Source organism: Pseudooceanicola lipolyticus (genome assembly GCF_002786325.1).
Classification (GTDB): domain Bacteria; phylum Pseudomonadota; class Alphaproteobacteria; order Rhodobacterales; family Rhodobacteraceae; genus Pseudooceanicola_C; species Pseudooceanicola_C lipolyticus.
Map to the genome: position 1 here is coordinate 1 of NZ_PGTB01000095.1, position 15,770 is coordinate 15,770.

General features: G+C 67.6%; 18 protein-coding genes. 8 read left to right on the forward strand and 10 right to left on the reverse strand.

What is annotated here, in order from left to right:
- On the reverse strand, positions 1-625 hold a 625-nt coding region (locus CVM52_RS17445; protein ID WP_172721027.1), incomplete at its 3' end, for a YcjX family protein.
- A gap of 108 nt (positions 626-733) precedes the next feature.
- On the opposite strand from CVM52_RS17445, the gene truA reads away from it, so the two are divergent.
- Positions 734-1,501, forward strand: coding sequence for a tRNA pseudouridine(38-40) synthase TruA (gene truA, locus CVM52_RS17450; RefSeq protein WP_100163738.1), 768 nt, complete (start codon positions 734-736; stop codon positions 1,499-1,501).
- Between the two features lie 84 nt (positions 1,502-1,585).
- Here the strand turns inward: truA and CVM52_RS17455 are convergent, their stop codons facing one another.
- The 7 genes from CVM52_RS17455 to CVM52_RS17485 are packed head-to-tail and all read right to left on the reverse strand — an operon-like array spanning position 1,586 to position 5,945.
- Entirely contained in the window at positions 1,586-1,963 is a 378-nt protein-coding gene (locus CVM52_RS17455; RefSeq protein WP_100163739.1) for a DUF8776 family protein, read from the reverse strand.
- A gap of 3 nt (positions 1,964-1,966) precedes the next feature.
- Positions 1,967-2,353: a response regulator gene (locus CVM52_RS17460; RefSeq protein ID WP_100163740.1), complete on the reverse strand. Its 387-nt coding sequence runs from the start codon at positions 2,351-2,353 to the stop codon at positions 1,967-1,969.
- 27 nt (positions 2,354-2,380) lie between these two features.
- Positions 2,381-2,779 (reverse strand): hypothetical protein, encoded by a 399-nt coding sequence (locus tag CVM52_RS17465; RefSeq protein WP_100163741.1) that lies wholly within the window; start codon positions 2,777-2,779, stop codon positions 2,381-2,383.
- Positions 2,776-3,246 (reverse strand): chemotaxis protein CheW, encoded by a 471-nt coding sequence (locus CVM52_RS17470; RefSeq protein ID WP_100163742.1) that lies wholly within the window; start codon positions 3,244-3,246, stop codon positions 2,776-2,778. The genes CVM52_RS17465 and CVM52_RS17470 overlap by 4 nt, the downstream gene beginning before the upstream one ends.
- On the reverse strand, positions 3,243-5,297 hold the full coding sequence (locus CVM52_RS17475) for a chemotaxis protein CheA (protein ID WP_100163743.1): 2,055 nt from the start codon (positions 5,295-5,297) through the stop codon (positions 3,243-3,245). The genes CVM52_RS17470 and CVM52_RS17475 overlap by 4 nt, the downstream gene beginning before the upstream one ends.
- A gap of 7 nt (positions 5,298-5,304) precedes the next feature.
- The gene (locus CVM52_RS17480; RefSeq protein ID WP_100163744.1) at positions 5,305-5,673 is read right to left on the reverse strand and encodes a response regulator; all 369 of its coding nucleotides are present in this window, start codon (positions 5,671-5,673) and stop codon (positions 5,305-5,307) included.
- The gene (locus tag CVM52_RS17485; protein WP_100163745.1) at positions 5,670-5,945 is read right to left on the reverse strand and encodes a chemotaxis protein CheX; all 276 of its coding nucleotides are present in this window, start codon (positions 5,943-5,945) and stop codon (positions 5,670-5,672) included. The genes CVM52_RS17480 and CVM52_RS17485 overlap by 4 nt, the downstream gene beginning before the upstream one ends.
- A gap of 563 nt (positions 5,946-6,508) precedes the next feature.
- Here CVM52_RS17485 and CVM52_RS17490 point away from each other — a divergent pair.
- From CVM52_RS17490 to CVM52_RS17510, 5 genes are all read left to right on the forward strand, one after another.
- Positions 6,509-7,519 (forward strand): LLM class flavin-dependent oxidoreductase, encoded by a 1,011-nt coding sequence (locus CVM52_RS17490; RefSeq protein WP_100163746.1) that lies wholly within the window; start codon positions 6,509-6,511, stop codon positions 7,517-7,519.
- Between the two features lie 224 nt (positions 7,520-7,743).
- Positions 7,744-8,517: a crotonase/enoyl-CoA hydratase family protein gene (locus CVM52_RS17495; RefSeq protein ID WP_100163747.1), complete on the forward strand. Its 774-nt coding sequence runs from the start codon at positions 7,744-7,746 to the stop codon at positions 8,515-8,517.
- A gap of 3 nt (positions 8,518-8,520) precedes the next feature.
- Positions 8,521-9,009, forward strand: coding sequence for a MarR family winged helix-turn-helix transcriptional regulator (locus CVM52_RS17500; RefSeq protein ID WP_100163748.1), 489 nt, complete (start codon positions 8,521-8,523; stop codon positions 9,007-9,009).
- Positions 9,010-9,046: 37 nt separating this feature from the next.
- Positions 9,047-10,867, forward strand: coding sequence for a feruloyl-CoA synthase (locus CVM52_RS17505; RefSeq protein ID WP_205964981.1), 1,821 nt, complete (start codon positions 9,047-9,049; stop codon positions 10,865-10,867).
- Between the two features lie 9 nt (positions 10,868-10,876).
- A complete protein-coding gene (locus CVM52_RS17510; RefSeq protein ID WP_100163750.1) occupies positions 10,877-11,767 on the forward strand; it encodes an amidohydrolase family protein in 891 nt (296 codons plus the stop codon).
- Positions 11,768-11,831: 64 nt separating this feature from the next.
- On the opposite strand, the gene argF is transcribed toward CVM52_RS17510, so the two are convergent.
- The gene (gene argF / locus CVM52_RS17515) at positions 11,832-12,758 is read right to left on the reverse strand and encodes an ornithine carbamoyltransferase (protein ID WP_100163751.1); all 927 of its coding nucleotides are present in this window, start codon (positions 12,756-12,758) and stop codon (positions 11,832-11,834) included.
- A 115-nt stretch (positions 12,759-12,873) separates the two neighbouring features.
- Positions 12,874-14,049 (reverse strand): aspartate aminotransferase family protein, encoded by a 1,176-nt coding sequence (locus CVM52_RS17520; protein WP_100163752.1) that lies wholly within the window; start codon positions 14,047-14,049, stop codon positions 12,874-12,876.
- A gap of 468 nt (positions 14,050-14,517) precedes the next feature.
- Between CVM52_RS17520 and CVM52_RS17525 the strand changes: the two genes are divergently transcribed.
- Both CVM52_RS17525 and CVM52_RS17530 read left to right on the forward strand, forming a co-directional pair.
- Positions 14,518-15,450 (forward strand): DMT family transporter, encoded by a 933-nt coding sequence (locus CVM52_RS17525; protein ID WP_100163753.1) that lies wholly within the window; start codon positions 14,518-14,520, stop codon positions 15,448-15,450.
- A gap of 68 nt (positions 15,451-15,518) precedes the next feature.
- The coding region (locus CVM52_RS17530) for a GcrA family cell cycle regulator (protein WP_276308646.1) at positions 15,519-15,770 on the forward strand (252 nt) is incomplete at its 3' end.

The window sequence follows — 15,770 nt, forward strand, 5'->3', positions numbered from 1 at the left end:
CGCGCGCGGCGACGAGATAGGCGGTGAAGGCCGCCGCCAGCGCCTGCGCCCGCGGTTCGGCCAGTTCGGCGTCTGCCGCCTCGGCCTGCGCCAGGGCCAGGAATTCCGCCGCCTCTCCGCGCCCGGAAATCCGCGCCAGGGTCTCGGCCGACCACTCGGCATAGCTTTTCTCCAGCAGGGTCAGGTCGAGCAGCCATTCGCCGGGATAGTCGACGATATCCAGGTGCAGCACCCGCGGCCCCTGCAGCCCGGCCAGCAGCCCGGTGGGCCGCACCCTGAGCGACAGGCGCAGTTCCGAGATCGCCCGGGTGCTGTCGGGCCAGTGCGGCTCGGCCCCGGTCAGCGCGGCGATATGGGTTTCATAGTCGAATCGCGGCACGGTGTCGTCGGGCTGGGGCTGCAGGTAGGCGGCGCTGATCCGCCCCTCCTGCGCCGCGGCCAGCCCGGCCATCCGCCCCCGGTCGATCAGGTTGGCAACCAGCGAGGTGATGAACACGGTCTTGCCCGAGCGCGCCAACCCGGTGACGCCCAGCCGGATCACCGGCTCGAACAGGCGGCCCGAAACCGCGTCGCCCAGCCTGTCGGCGCCGCGGATCAGCCCGTCGGCAAGTGTCGAGATGACCAAGTTTCTGCCCTGTCGTATCTGCCTTGCGGTGCAAGATAGGGCCCCGGGCGGCGCGATACCAGCCCCGGCCCCTTGCCGGCATCGGCGCGGCGCGCTACCAGCGCCGCCATGCCGCGCTATGCTCTCAGGGTCGAATATATCGGCGCCCCCTTCGCCGGGTGGCAGCGCCAGGCCGATCAGCCCTCGGTTCAGGGCGCGATCGAAGCGGCGCTGGCGCGGCTGGAACCGCGCGCCCATACCATCGCCGCCGCCGGGCGCACCGATGCCGGGGTACATGCGCTGAGCCAGGTGGCCCATTGCGACATGGTCAAGGACTGGGATCCGTTCCGCCTGTCCGAGGCGCTGAACCACCACCTGAAACCCGCCCCGGTGGCGATCACCGCCTGCGCCCGGGTTGCCGACGACTGGCATGCGCGGTTTTCGGCGGTGGAACGGCAATACCTGTTCCGCCTGCTGCAGCGCCGCGCGCCGGCCACCCATGATGCCGGCCGGGTCTGGCAGGTGCCGCAGGCGCTGGACATCGAGGCGATGTGCGCCGCCGCAAAATTCCTGGTCGGGCGGCACGATTTCACCACCTTCCGGTCGTCGATCTGCCAGGCCGCCAGCCCGGTGAAAACCCTGGACGAGCTGCGCATCGCGCCGGCCGAGGGCCTGTCGGGCCCCGAGATCCATTTTCACCTGCGCGCCCGCTCCTTCCTGCACAACCAGGTGCGCAGTTTTGTCGGAACGCTGGAGCGGGTCGGCGCCGGGGCCTGGGCACCGGACCGGGTGCACGCCGCGCTGGAGGCCCGCAACCGCGCCGCCTGCGGCCCGGTCTGCCCGCCGCAGGGGCTGTACCTGGCGCAGGTGCGCTATCCGGACGATCCTTTTGCCTGAGCGGCGCGCGCCCCTTCTTCTCTTTGATGACTCATCAGTTCCCGTCCGGGCCACCGGCGCCATCGCCCGGGGGGCGGTGCCCGGTCAGAACAGGTCGACCTCGCCGCAGATCTCGCCCTGCGCGTCGATCACTGGCCGGCGGCAGCCACCCGACAGCCGGCGTGCCAGGTCGCGCAGGGGAATCCAGCCCAGCGGGGCGTTGATGTCGATCTGCGGATCGGCGGGCAGTTGCGCCGGCAATGCGGCCAGGTAAGCCCCCAGCGCGCCCAGGCTCTGCACGATCAGGTCGATGCGCTGCAGGCTGGCCAGCGTCGCGCCGGGAGCCGGCGCGCCGTCCAGCAGGGCCTGGCCGATCGCCGCATCCACCGCCCGCGCCTCGGCCTGCAGCGCCCGCAGTTCCGCGGCAAGGCGGTGCAGCGTTAGGCCCAGCAATTGCGGCGCGACGGGCGGCAGCGGCGGCATCGGCTAGAGCGGGCCGGTGACCGATTGGATGCACTTGCGCATTTGCGGCGTGGTGAACGGCTTCTGGATAAAATTGTTCATACCCAGCTGCTTGCCGGTGGCGAGGATCTTCTGGTCGACCCGACCGCTGACCAGGATGAAACCAATGCGCTGGGTCGCCCGGTTGCTGCGCAGCGCCTGCAGCAGATGCAGCCCGTCCATCTCGGGCATGTGGTAATCCGAGATCACCAGATGCGCCGGCCGCGCCGCCAGCGTCTGCAGCGCGGTGCGGCCATCCTTGGCGAAATCGACTTTTTTCAGCCCGATCTCTTCCAGCGCCATAATGATCAGGCTGCGACTGGTCGACATGTCGTCAACCACCAGGATGGACAGGGAATCTCGCAGGGCCATGGGGGTGATCCTTCTTGGGCTCCGGGGTCAGGTGCGGCGAAAGGGGTGCTGGCCGGCCAGGTCGATCTGGTTACCTAGGGCCGGGCCGGATCGCGCGGACCGACCGTTGAACCGATGGCCGCCGGGCAGCCTGCCCGCGACCGGCGCCGCCCCGACACGCTGCTGGGTGGCTTCGGCCATGGGGCCTATCACCTTGCAGCAGAAGGTGGCGGCAAACGGATCGCGCCGCGGCGCGGCTTCGGCAAACTTCACATAACGGACCCGGATCAGCGCCGTCTGCCTGGGCCGCAGCGCCCGATTGTCGCCGGCTTGCACCGCGGCACCCCGCGGCACCGCCTTGGCACAGATGGCCGGGGTCACCCTCTGCTGCACCCGCCGCGACAGGTCGGCGCGGTTGGTGGTGCCTTTGGTCCAGGGCGCGGTCATCCGGCCTCCGCGGGTTCGGCCGTTTTCGGCAGGACCCTCTGGATGTCGATCACCCTGAGCATGCGGTCCTCGGTGACGATCACGCCTTCGATAAAGGCGCCGGCTGCCGCCGATGTCACGTCGGGGGTCGGCTGCACCTGCGAGGGCCGGATGCCGATGATGTCAGAGACCGCGTTGACCAGGAAGCCGACGGTCTGGGCGCCGATCACCGCGATCACGATCACAAGCCGGGCGTCGGGTTCCGCCGGGGGCAGACCCAGCCGTGACGCCAGGTCGACAACCGGCACCACTGCACCGTGCAGGTTGATCACCCCGAGCACAAAGGGCGGCGCATGCGGCAATCGCGTCGCCGGGGTCCAGCCGCGGATTTCGCGCACCATCATGATGTCGATGCAGAAATCCTGCGCGCCCGCGCGAAAGGTCAACAATTCGCGCAGCTCTGATTTCGCGGTCGCGGGCTCGGTCACGGCTCTGCCTCCTCCAGCGTCGACCGCGCGCCACGGGCGACGGCCGGGGCGGCGCGGCGGGCAATGTCTTCGGGGTCGATGATCAGCGCGATATTGCCGTCGCCCAGAATGGTGGCGGCGGCGACCCCGGGCACAGGGCCGCAATTGGCCTCCAGCCCCTTGATCACCACCTGCCGCTGGTCAAAGATCCGGTCCACCGCCAGCGCCCAGTTGCCGCCCTCCCCGGCCTCGACCAGCAGCAGCACCATATCGGCCACCGGCGCCGGAACGCGGCGCTGGCCGAAGACCACGCCCAGATCGATGATCGGCACCAGCCGGTTGCGCACCGAAACCACCTGATTGTCGCGGCCCAGCGGATGCAGCGCGCCGGCGCGCGGCCGCAGGGTTTCGACGATGGCCGAGAGCGGCACCACCATGGTCTGCCCGGCAACCTCCACCACCATGCCATCCAGCACCGCCAGGGTCAGCGGCAGGCTGATCGACAGGGTGGTGCCGTGCCCGGGCCGCGACCGGAGACTGACTCGGCCGCCCAGCTTCTCGATGGCGCTGCGCACCACGTCCATGCCAACGCCGCGGCCCGACAGGTCGCTGACCTTGGGCGCGGTGGAAAATCCCGGCAGGAACAGCAAGTTGTCGATCTCGGCCTCGTTCAGCACCGTATCGGGGGCGATCAGCCCCTTTTCGGCGGCCATCCGGAACACCCGTGGCCGGTTGATGCCGGCGCCGTCATCGGCGACCTCGATCACCACCCGGCCCGACCGATGCGCCGCCGACAGGGTGACCTGACCGATCTCGGGCTTGCCGGTTGCGCGCCGTGCCGCCGGCGTTTCCAGCCCGTGATCGACGGCGTTGCGGATCATATGGGTCAGCGGATCGACCAGCCGCTCGATGAGGGTCTTGTCGATCTCGGTGCTGTCGCCCTCGGTCATCAGCCGCACCGGTTTGCCCGCCAGATCCGACGCCTCGCGCAGGATCCGGGCCATGCGCTGAAACAACGGTTTGACCGGCTGGGCGCGGATCGCCATCACGCTGTCCTGGATGTCGCGGGCAAGGTTGCGGAACTCGTCCAGGCGGGTTGCCAGGTCGCCGCGATCATGCAGCCCGGCCTCATCGACGCATTGCGCCAGCACAGCCTGGTTGATCACCAATTCGCCGACCAAATTGATCAACCGGTCAACCTGTTCGAGATTGACCCGCACCGTCGCCCGGGGCCTCGGCGATGCCGCAGCAGCGGCGGGCGGTGACGGGTGCGGCGGCATCGGGCCGGCCAGCGGCGCGCGGTTCGGTGCGGCGGTGGCGGGCGGCGGATCGCGGCTGATCTCGAGCTGGCACAGCCCTTCGACGAATTCGAACACCTCTCGGATTGCCGGTTCGCCTTCGAAGGTTTCCAGCATCAGCGTCCAGCCAAGATAGCTGGCCTCCGGGACCAGTTCCTCCAACGGCGGCAGCGCGCTGTCCTCCACGGTGCTGGTCAGTTCCCCCAGCTCGGCCACTGCGCGCAACAGCAGCGCCGGATCATTGCCGCTGGCATAGAGCGCGGAGGTCGGGGTGAAGCGGATGGTAAAACGGCCAGGCGGTTCCGGGCTTCCGGCGGGCAGGTCAAGGCCGATCGCAAGAGGCACAAAGCCGGGCTCCTCCGCCAGCGCGGTGTCCGGGCCGGCAACCAGCGCCGCCAGCTGATCCGCCAGCGCGGCGCCGGCGGATGGTTCGAGATTGACGTTGTCGCGCCCGGCCCGGACCAGGTCGGCAAGGTGATCGGTGGCGCGAAAACACAGCCGGATCACAGCGGCATCGGGCGGCAGGGTGCGGGCGCGCATGGCGTCCAGCACATTTTCGAACCCGTGGGCAAAGGTCACCAACTGGTCGAGCCCAAAGGCGGCGGCGCCGCCCTTGATCGAATGTACCGCGCGGAACACCGCGTTCACGGTGTCGTCCTCGACCGCGCCGGAGCCGAGGCCCGCGTCGATCTGGCCGAGCCCGTCTTCCAGCGCTTCCAGCAGATCGTCGCATTCTTGGAAAAACGTGTTGCGGATGTCGTTCGCGTGGCTCATCCGGCCCTCATATCATGGTGACGCGGCGGATCGCGCCGATCAGCCGGCTGTCTTCGAAGGGTTTGACGATCCAGCCGGTGGCGCCGCTGCTGCGGGCGTGATCGCGTAGAGCCGGGGCGCTTTCGGTGGTCAGCACCAGGATCGGCAGGCCGGCAAAATCCTCTCTGGTGCGGATCGCCTCGATCACCCCGAATCCGTCCAGGCGCGGCATGTTGAGGTCGGTGATCACCAGGTCCGGCGCCACCCGGGGCAATTTTTCCAACCCGTCGACGCCATCTTCGGCGACATGCACCACGAACCCGCCCTGGGTCAGGCTTTGGCGCAACATCTCGCGGATGGTGCGCGAATCGTCGATGGCGAGGATCCGAAGCGTCATGCGTCGCGGCCCCGCCCGAGGATCTCATCCGCCAGCCCCATGCGCATCAGGTCGCCGCGCATCTGTTCCGAGGCGAGAATGTCGATCTCCTGCCCGTCCGCCCGCCAGCGCCGCACCGCCGCCAGCAGGATCTGCGCGCAGCGCCCGCCGAGGCCGCGCACATGGCGGCCATCCAGGCCGACCGGCTGGCCAAGCCGGGCACGCAGGGCGGCGGCCAGGGCATTGGCGGCGGCGGAGCCGGGTTTTTCGGCAAGGACGATGGGGTCACGCATGGCGGTGTTTCCCTCAGAACGGGGGACATCTGTGGCGCTGCGCGCGGGCCGCGGAATGGGGGTGATGCCGCCGTCGGGTTTCGTCGCTGCCATGGGTCGTGATACCTCGCGGTCCGCCTTCTCGTTTTGCTGATGCCGGGCGCGTGGCCCGCCATGGTCCAGAAATCTGCCATTCGGCTTCGGCCCGCCCGGTCGGAGCAGCCAACGCGCCGGCGGTTTTCCAAAGACGGAAAATCAGCTGGCCCGGTCCAGGGAGGTCCGACACCGCCCTGCCTCCCCCGGCCCGGTTCAGACCCCGATGCCGGGCATCATTCTGCCCTACCTGCCACCTCAGGCGCAGCATGCAGTCGGCAGAAAACAGCGGCCGGCGGGGCCGGCACGGGGAAGATAAACATGTCAGGATCCGTCCGAAGCAGAGTGAATAGCCGTGTCGCGCTCACCCTGACGCCAAAGGTTTAACTTTCGGTGAAGCGGCCCCGGACCGGCACTTGACAGTGAAACCTGCATCGGCCCCTTCCTGTCGCTGCCCGGGCTGCTAGGGTCTGCGCAACAAGGAGTACCACATGACCCGCTACTCGATCCTCGATCTTTCCCCGATCTGCGAAGGCAGCACCGCGGCGCAGTCGCTGGCCAACACGCTGGACCTGGCCCAGCATGGCGAGCGCTGGGGATTCACCCGCTTTTGGCTGGCCGAGCATCACAACATGCCCGGCATCGCCAGCGCCGCCACCTCGATTGTCATCGGCCATGTCGCCGCCGGCACCCGGACCATCCGGGTGGGCGCTGGCGGTGTGATGCTGCCCAACCATGCGCCTCTGGTGATTGCCGAGCAGTTCGGCACCCTGGCCACGATTCATGGCGACCGGATCGACCTGGGATTGGGCCGCGCGCCGGGCACCGATGGCACCACCGCCTATGCGCTGCGGCGCAATATGGCGGTGGAAGACAATTTCCCCCGCGACGTGGTGGAACTGATGGGGTTTCTCGGCGATCCGGCGCCGCAGCAGCCGGTGCGCGCGATTCCGGGCGCGGGCACCAAGGTGCCGGTCTATATTCTGGGCTCCAGCCTGTATGGCGCCCAATTGGCAGCGCAGCTGGGCCTGCCCTATGCCTTTGCGTCGCATTTCGCGCCGGCCGCGCTGGATCAGGCGGTGCAGATCTATCGCGAGCATTTCCGGCCCTCGGCGGTGCTGGACAAGCCGTATTTCATGCTGGCGGTGAACGTGTTCGGCGCCGAGGACGACGCCACCGGGGCGTTTATCCGCAGTTCGATGCAACTGGGGTTTGCCCGGCTGCGCAGCGGCCAGCCCGGCCCGCTGCCGCGCCCGGTTGCGAATGTCGAAACGCTGATCGGTCCGCAGATGATGGCCATGGTCGACCAGGCGCTGAGCGTCACCGTGCAGGGCGGCCCCGCCGCGGTGCGCAACGGCATCGCCGCGCTGATCGCGCGCTATGCCCCGGAGGAGATCATCTTCAACGGCCAGATCCACGATCATGCTGCGCGGCTGCGCTCCTTCCAGATCGCGGCCGAGGCGATGCAGGCGCTGACCACGCAGCAGGGCGCGGCGGAATAGGCCGGCAAGGCGGCGTGCAGATTCCAGTAGGCACAGATTGCAAGGTGTGATAACTGTTCGGTCACCGAACATTTTTCGCAGCGGCGCGATGCTGCCGTCATGTCAGGGGGAGGAAGCAGAAAATGCGCCATTCGGCATTGAACCGCGCCTGGTCTTGGCGGGAATGCCATCGCATGCCCGTCCCCTGCCCCGCCCGCAGACCGCAACCGACACGAGCCTGAACCATGCAAGTCAGCAAAGATTATCTCGATATTGCCGCCGACGGGCCGATTGCCCGGCTGACGATGAACCGGCCGCACAAGCGCAACGCCATGTGCGACGGGCTGCTGGCCGAGATCGACGCCTTCTATTCCGCCCCGCCCGATGGGGTGCGGGTGGTCATCCTGTCGGGCGATGGCGGGCATTTCTGTTCCGGTCTCGACCTGAGCGAACATGTCGCCCGGGACGCCGAGGGCACCATGCGCCATTCGCGCAACTGGCACGCGGTGATGGAGCGGATCCGTTTTGGCGGGCTGATCACGGTATCGGTGATGACCGGCGCGGTGATTGGCGGCGGGCTGGAACTGGCCACCGCGACCCATGTGCGGATTGCCGAACCCTCGGTGATCTTCCAGCTGCCCGAGGGCCGGCGCGGCATCTTCGTGGGCGGCGGCGCGACGGTGAATGTGGGCCGGATCATCGGTGCTGACCGGATGGTCGAGATGATGCTGACCGGGCGCAAATACGGCGCCGAGGACGGCCGGCAGCTGGGTCTGGCGCATTACGCGGTGGGCGATGGCGAAGGAATGCCGCTGGCCGAGGAACTGGCCGCCAAGATCGCCTCGAACGCGCCGCTGTCGAATTACGTGATGGTGCAGGCGCTGAGCCGGATTTCCGACATGTCCAGCCGCGACGGGCTGTTCACCGAAAGCCTGTGCGCGGCGCTGACCCAGACCACGCCGGATGCCGAGGAAGGGCTGAAGGCCTTTCTGGAAAAGCGCAGCCCGGTGTTCCGCTGAGCGATGGCGCGACGTCCGCAGACCCGCCCGGCGCGCAGCGCTACCCCCGGCGACACGCTGCTGCGCCGCTTCACCGGCTATTGCATGAAGCGTGCCTATCTGGTGATCGAGGCCGAGGTGATGGCGGCGCTGGCGCCGCATGACCTGCGGTTGACCGCGTTTTCCGCCCTGGGCATCATCATCGAGACTCCGGGCCTGACTCAGACCGCGCTGGCCAATGCGCTGTCGATCGAGCGCTCCAGCGTGGTGGTGATCGTCGACACGCTGGAAAACCGCGAGCTGATCAGCCGCAACAGCGTCGAGGGGGATCGGCGCACCTATGCGCTGGTCGCCACCCTGCGCGGGCGGCGGCTGTTCGAGCATATCGCAAAGGATATCGAAACGCGCGAGGCGCGGCTGCAGGCGGGGCTGAGCCCGGCGCAGCGTGCGGCGCTGTGCGACTATCTGGGCTCTGTCGAACGGGGAGGAGAGCCCGACGGCAGCGCCGGTTGAGTTGCGGCAGACTTCGCTCTTGAGGAGGAGAGGACGAGTGACCACAGCACATCAGGAATCCGTGACCGTGCGCCCCCACAAGGTGGTGTCGCGCCAGAGCGACGACGGCACCATCCGGCTCGCCTCGGGCTATGAACTGGGCGATGTGGTGCCCCATACCGGGATCTGGCTGCATCGCTGGGCCGAAGAGGCGCCGTCGCGCGTGTTCCTGGCCGAACGCGCCGGCGCCGGCTGGCGCGAACATGGCTATGGCGAGGTGCTGGGCATGGTGCGCGCGATTGCTGCGTCGCTGCTGGCGCGCGGCATGGGCGCCGAGACCCCGATTGTCATCCTGTCGGGCAACGGGGTCGACCACGCGCTGCTATCGCTGGCGGCGCAATATGTCGGCATCCCCACCGTGCCGCTGGCCGAGCAATATTCGCTGATCGAGGAGGCACATGGCCGGCTGATCTATGTGCTGGACAAGATCAAGCCGGCGATGGCCTTTGTCGATGATGCCGGGCGCTATGCCGCCGCGCTGAAGCTGCCGCAGCTGGACGCCGTTGACCTGGTTGCCGCCGTGACCGAGGGCGCGCCGCGCCAGGTGACCGCCTTTGCCGAGCTGCTGAAAGGCGACGGCGGCGTCGACCTGGAGGCGGCCCATGCCGAGGTCGGGCCCGACACGCTGGCCAAGGTGCTGTTCACTTCGGGCTCCAGCTCGGACCCCAAGGGGGTGCTGACCACGCAGCGGATGCTGTGCGCCAACCAGGCGCAGATCGCCTCGGCTTTGCCGCTGCTGAAGGAACGCCCGCCGCGCATCACCGACTGGCTGCCCTGGAACCACGTTTTCGGCGGCTCGCATAACGTCAACATGATGCTGGCCAATGGCGGCACGCTGCGGGTCGATCACGGCAAGCCGACCCCGGCGCTGATCGGCACCACGCTGGACAATATCCGCGACAAGCCCGGCACGCTGAGCTTCAACGTGCCGGTCGGCTACGCCATGCTGGTGCAGGCGATGGAGCAGGACCTTGCCCTGCGCGAGGCGTTTTTCGGCGATCTCGACCTGCTGTTCTATGCCGGTGCCTCGCTACCGCAGGCGGTGTGGGCGCGGCTGGAAGAGATGGCGATGGAGGTGCGCGGGCGCCTGCCGCTGATGAACTCGTCCTGGGGGATGACCGAAACCGCGCCGGCGACGCTGATGGTGCATGAACCGATCGGCCGCTCGGGGGTGATCGGCGTGCCGCTGCCCGGTTGCGATATCAAGCTGATCCCCGATGACGAGATGCGCTGTGAATTGCGCGTGAAGGGGCCCAATATCATGCCCGGCTATTGGGGCGACCCGGCCAAAACCGCCGAGACCTTCGATGACGAGGGGTATCTGATCACCGGCGATGCGGTGCGCTTTCTCGATCCCGGCGACCCGGCGCGCGGGCTGGTCTTCGACGGGCGGGTGTCGGAGGATTTCAAGCTGAACACCGGCACCTGGGTGCAGGCCGGCACGCTGCGGCTGGAGACGCTGGACGCGCTGAAGGCGCATGTGCAGGACCTGGTGATCTGCGGCCATGACCGTGGCGAGGTCGGGCTGCTGATCTTCCCCAAGCCCGGCCAGGTTCGCGGCGGGGCCGATGCCGGCGGGGCGGTGACCGACGCCGCGCTGATGGCCGAGATCGAAACCGTGCTGCGCGGCCTGGCCCAACGCGCCACCGGCTCGGCCAAGCGCATCACCCGCGCGCTGATCCTGGCCGAGCCGCCCTCGCTGAAAGATCAGGAGGTGACCGACAAGGGCAGCCTGAACGTGCGCAAGATCATCACCCGCCGCGCCGACCTGCTGGAGCGGCTTTACGACAATGACGACCCGGCGCTGATCCGGGTGTGAGGACAGAGAATGGTTGATTTCGACAAGGTCCGTGCGATCGATTTCCACACCCATGCCGAGGAACCCTGCGGCTGCCATACCGACGATGGCTATGACGAGCTGCAATCCACCATGGCGAAGTATTTCGGCGCCCCCTGGACGCATCCGCCGACGATCCCGGAAACCGCGGCGCATTACCGCGAGCACAATATCGCCGCGGTGATCTTCCCGGTCGATTCCGAGCGCGAGACCGGCTTTCGCCGCTATTCCAATTACGAGGTGGCCGATCTCTGCGCCCGGAATGACGACATCCTGATCCCCTTTGCCTCGATCGACCCGGCCAAGGGCAAGCTGGGCGCGCGCGAGGCGCGCGACCTGGTCGAGAACCACGGCGTGCAGGGCTTCAAGTTCCACCCGACGATGCAGGGGTTTTACCCCAATGACCGCATGGCCTATCCGCTTTACGAGGCGATCGCCGAAACCGGCAAGCCGGCGCTGTTCCATACCGGGCAGACCGGGGTGGGATCCGGGATGCCGGGGGGCAACGGCATGCGGCTGAAATATTCCAACCCGATGTATATCGATGACGTGGCGGTGGACTTTCCCGACATGCCGATCATCCTGGCGCACCCGTCCTTTCCCTGGCAGGAAGAGGCACTGAGCGTGGCGCAGCACAAGCCCAACGTCTATATCGACCTGTCTGGCTGGTCGCCGAAATATTTCCCACCGATCCTGGTGCGCTATGCCAACACGATGCTGAAACACAAGATGCTGTTCGGCTCGGACTGGCCGATGATCGCGCCGGAGAAATGGCTGAACGCTTTTGACAAGGCCGAGTTCCGCGACGAGGTGCGGCCGCTGATCCTGAAAGAGAACGCCCTGCGCCTGCTGGGCCAGGCCGGGATGCCGGGGCTGGGCTGAGGCGTTTTCCGGCCCCTACGCGACAAGGCCCCGGATCAGGTCCGGGGCCGCAATGCGGGACGGATCAGACCCCGAGGCACCAGCGCATGATCGCCTTTTGCGCGTGCAGCCGGTTTTCGGCCTCGTCGAAGATCACCGAATTCGGACCGTCCATCACCTCGCTGGTGACTTCCTCTTCGCGATGCGCAGGCAGGCAGTGCATGAACAGCGCGTCGGGCTTCGCCTGCGCCATCAGCCGTTCGTTCACCTGGTAGGGGCGCAGCAGGTTGTGGCGGCGTTCGCGCGAGCTTTGCGCGTCATGCATCGACACCCAGGTGTCGGCGACCACCAGGTCGGCACCGGCCACCGCTTTGCCCGCGTCGCGTTCGATCACCACCTGCGAGCCCTTCGAACGGGCGAAGCCGATGAATTCCTCTTCCGGGTCCAGCTGCGCCGGGCCGGTGAAGGTGAGGTCGAAGCCGAACTGCCCCGCCGCGTGCAGGAAGGAGGCGCAGACATTGTTGCCATCGCCGGTCCACACCACCTTTTTGCCGGCGATCGGGCCGCGATGTTCCTCGAAGGTCATTACATCGGCCATGATCTGGCAGGGATGGGTGCGGTCGGTCAGCCCGTTGATCACCGGCACGCTGGCATATTCCGCCATCTCGGTCAGCACGGATTCATCGAAGGTGCGGATCATGATCAGGTCGACATAGCGGCTCATCACCCGGGCGGTATCGGCGATGGTCTCGCCATGGCCGAGTTGCATGTCGCTGCCCGACAGCACCATGGTCTGCCCGCCCATCTGGCGCACGCCGACATCGAAGGAAACGCGGGTGCGGGTCGAGGGTTTTTCGAAGATCAGCGCCACCATGTGGCCGGCCAGCGGCTGGTCGTCATCGGGCGCGCCCTTGGGCCGGCCGTTGCGGGCCTGTTTCATCGCCGCCGCGTTGTCGATGATGTTGCGCAGGTCGGTCGCGTCGGTCTTATGGATGTCGAGGAAATGGTTCATGTCGAAACGCTTCGTGTCTTTCGGATGTGCCGGGGGCTGCCGGCCTGTCGCGATTGCCACTCGGAGCAATGGCGTGTCAATGGCGACCCCCGGGAGTAGTTGCACAGAGAAGTAATCAGGCCGCAGCGACCTGGGTGGCGGTGGCTTCCAGGCGGGCGACCGCCTCGGAGATGTCCTCTTCGGTGATTGTCAGCGGCGGCAGCATGCGGATCACGTTGTCAGCCGCCGGCACGGTGATCACCAGGTTGTCATAGCCGGCCTTGACCAGATCGGCCGCGGCCACCTTGCATTTCAGCCCCAGCATCAGGCCCTGGCCGCGCACCGCCTCGAAAATCTCGGGATGCGCCGCCACCAGCCCTTCCAGCTTTTGCCGCAGCAGCCCGGCCTTGCGGTTGACCCCGTCGAGAAAGCCCGGCGCCATCACGATGTCGATCACCGCGCAGCCCACCGCGCAGCCCAGCGGGTTGCCGCCATAGGTCGAACCATGGGTGCCCACCGTCATGCCGGCGGCCGCCGCCTCGGTGGCCAGCACCGCGCCCAGCGGGAAGCCGCCGCCGATGCCCTTGGCCACCATCATGATATCGGGGGTGATGCCGGCCCATTCATGGGCGAAGAGGCGCCCGGTGCGGCCGATGCCGCATTGCACCTCGTCCAGAATCAGCAGCGTGCCGGTTTCGTCGCACAACGCACGCAGGTCTTTCAGAAAGCTGTCGGGCAGCGTCCGGATGCCGCCCTCGCCCTGTACCGGCTCGATCAGCACCGCCGCGGTAGTCTCGCTCAGCGCCGCCCGCACCGCGTCGAGATCGGCCCAGGGCAGATGCACGAAGCCCTGCAGGATCGGGCCGAAGCCCTTGACCATCTTTTCCGACCCGGCGGCGGCGATGCCGGCCGAGGAGCGGCCGTGGAAGGCGCCGTCGAAGGTGAGGATGTCGGTGCGGTCGGGCTGGCCCTTTTCGTACCAGTATTTGCGCGCCATCTTCACCGCCAGTTCGCAGGACTCGGTGCCGGAATTGGTGAAGAACACCGTATCGGCAAAGCTGTGTTCCACCAGCTTGTCCGCCAGCGCCTGCTGGTTCGGGATCTGGTACAGGTTCGAGGTGTGCCACAGCGCATTGGCCTGTTCGCTCAGCGCCGCGACCAGGGCGGGATGGGCATGGCCCAGCGCGTTCACCGCGATGCCCGAGCCCAGGTCGAGAAAGCGTCGGCCATCCGCCTCGATCAGCCAGGACCCCTCGCCCTTGACGAAGGAAAGCGGCGCACGGGAATAGGTCGGCAGGACGGATGGGATCATCGGAACATCCTCTCAGGGGTGAAAGAGCCTTCATGGTTGCCCCATGACAGGCGGTTGCGTCAATTGTTAAGAAGCGGGGGGCGCCAGGAGCCCGGCGCGGGCGAGCAAACGGCCACGGGCCGGCGCAATCAGCGTCGGCGTCGGAGCGTGCTGTGGCGGAACGAAATGCTCATGGCCGCGGGTCATAGCGCCGGCCGGTGCAAAAGGGAAGTCGGAAAATGCCGCGGCGTCAGCGCCGCCGGAGCGATTGCGGTGAAGCAGGAGAGCGAGATCGCGCCGCAATGGCAGCCGCCGTCAAAATGGCGAGGCTTGGCCCTGTGCATGGCGTCCTCCTTGGGTTCCCCGCCGGGTGCAGCATATTCCGGATCCGCCGGTTGCCCCAAAGCAGGTTTCACACCGGCGGCGGCGGCCTGCGCACCGGGCGCACATCGGGCTTGCGGCGCTGCGCGCGCCGGGTCATAGCAGGGCATGTTCACCCCCAAGGCCCAGAATCCGGCGCTGGCCGCGCTGCTGATGTTGATCGCCACCGCGTTTATCGCGGCGACCACTCTGCTGGCCAAGATGCTGGGCACCGACTCGCTGGGGCCGCCCCTGCATCCGTTGCAGATCAGCCACGGGCGTTTTGCCTTTGCGTTCATCGTGTTTTCCAGCGTTGTGCTGGTGCTGCGTCCACGCCTGCAACGGCCGCATTGGGCGCTGCAATTCGGCCGCAGCTTTTTCGGCTGGGTCGGCGTGACGCTGATGTTCGCCGCTGCGGCCTTCATCCCGCTGTCGGATGCCACCGCGATCACCTTTCTGAACCCGGTCTGGGCGATGCTGCTGTCGATCCCGTTGTTGGGCGAAAAGGTCGGGCCGGTGCGCTGGCGCGCGGCGGCGATCGCCTTGCTGGGCGCGATGATCCTGATCCGGCCGACGCCGGATGCCTTCCAGCCCGCCGCGCTGCTGGCGCTGGGCGCGGCCGCGGCAATGGGGCTGGAGACGATTTTCATCAAGAAACTGGCCGGTCGCGAGCCGCTGCTGCAGATCCTCTTCATCAACAACCTGCTGGGTCTGGCTATCGCCAGCCTGGCGGTGGGCCCGGTCTGGCAAAGCCCCACCGGGCCGCAATGGGCGGCGCTGGCAGCGCTGGGGATGCTGATGGCCTGCGCCCAGACTGCCTTTATCAACGGCATCTCGCGGGCCGATGCCAGCTTTGCCGCGCCCTTCATGTATGCCACCCTGGTGTTTGCCGCGCTGTACGATTTTATCGTGTTCCGGGTGATCCCCGACTGGGTGTCGGCGCTGGGGGCCGGGGTAATCCTGGCCGGCGCGCTGCTGCTGGCACTGCGCGAGGCGCGGCTGCGACCACAGGGCGTGACAACAGATCCCGTCGCTGGGCGCTTGTCTCCCGGCGCTGAGTGAGTAGAATGGAGCGCCAAGTCCGAAACCGTGGCCGCCGAAGGGCGGCCTTTTAGCTGGAAAGGCACGCAATGTCCTGGACCGACGAACGTGTTGAACTGCTCAAGAAGATGTGGAGCGAAGGCCAGTCGGCCAGTCAGATCGCCAAGGAACTGGGCGGGGTCACGCGCAATGCGGTGATCGGCAAGGTGCACCGGCTGGGCTTGTCCAACCGCACCGCCGGCACCCCTGCCCCCGCCGCCAAGCCCGAGGCCAAGGCCAAGCCGGCCCCGCGGGCCGAGGTCAAGGCCAAGCCGGCGCCGAAAACCGAGGCCGCGCGCCCG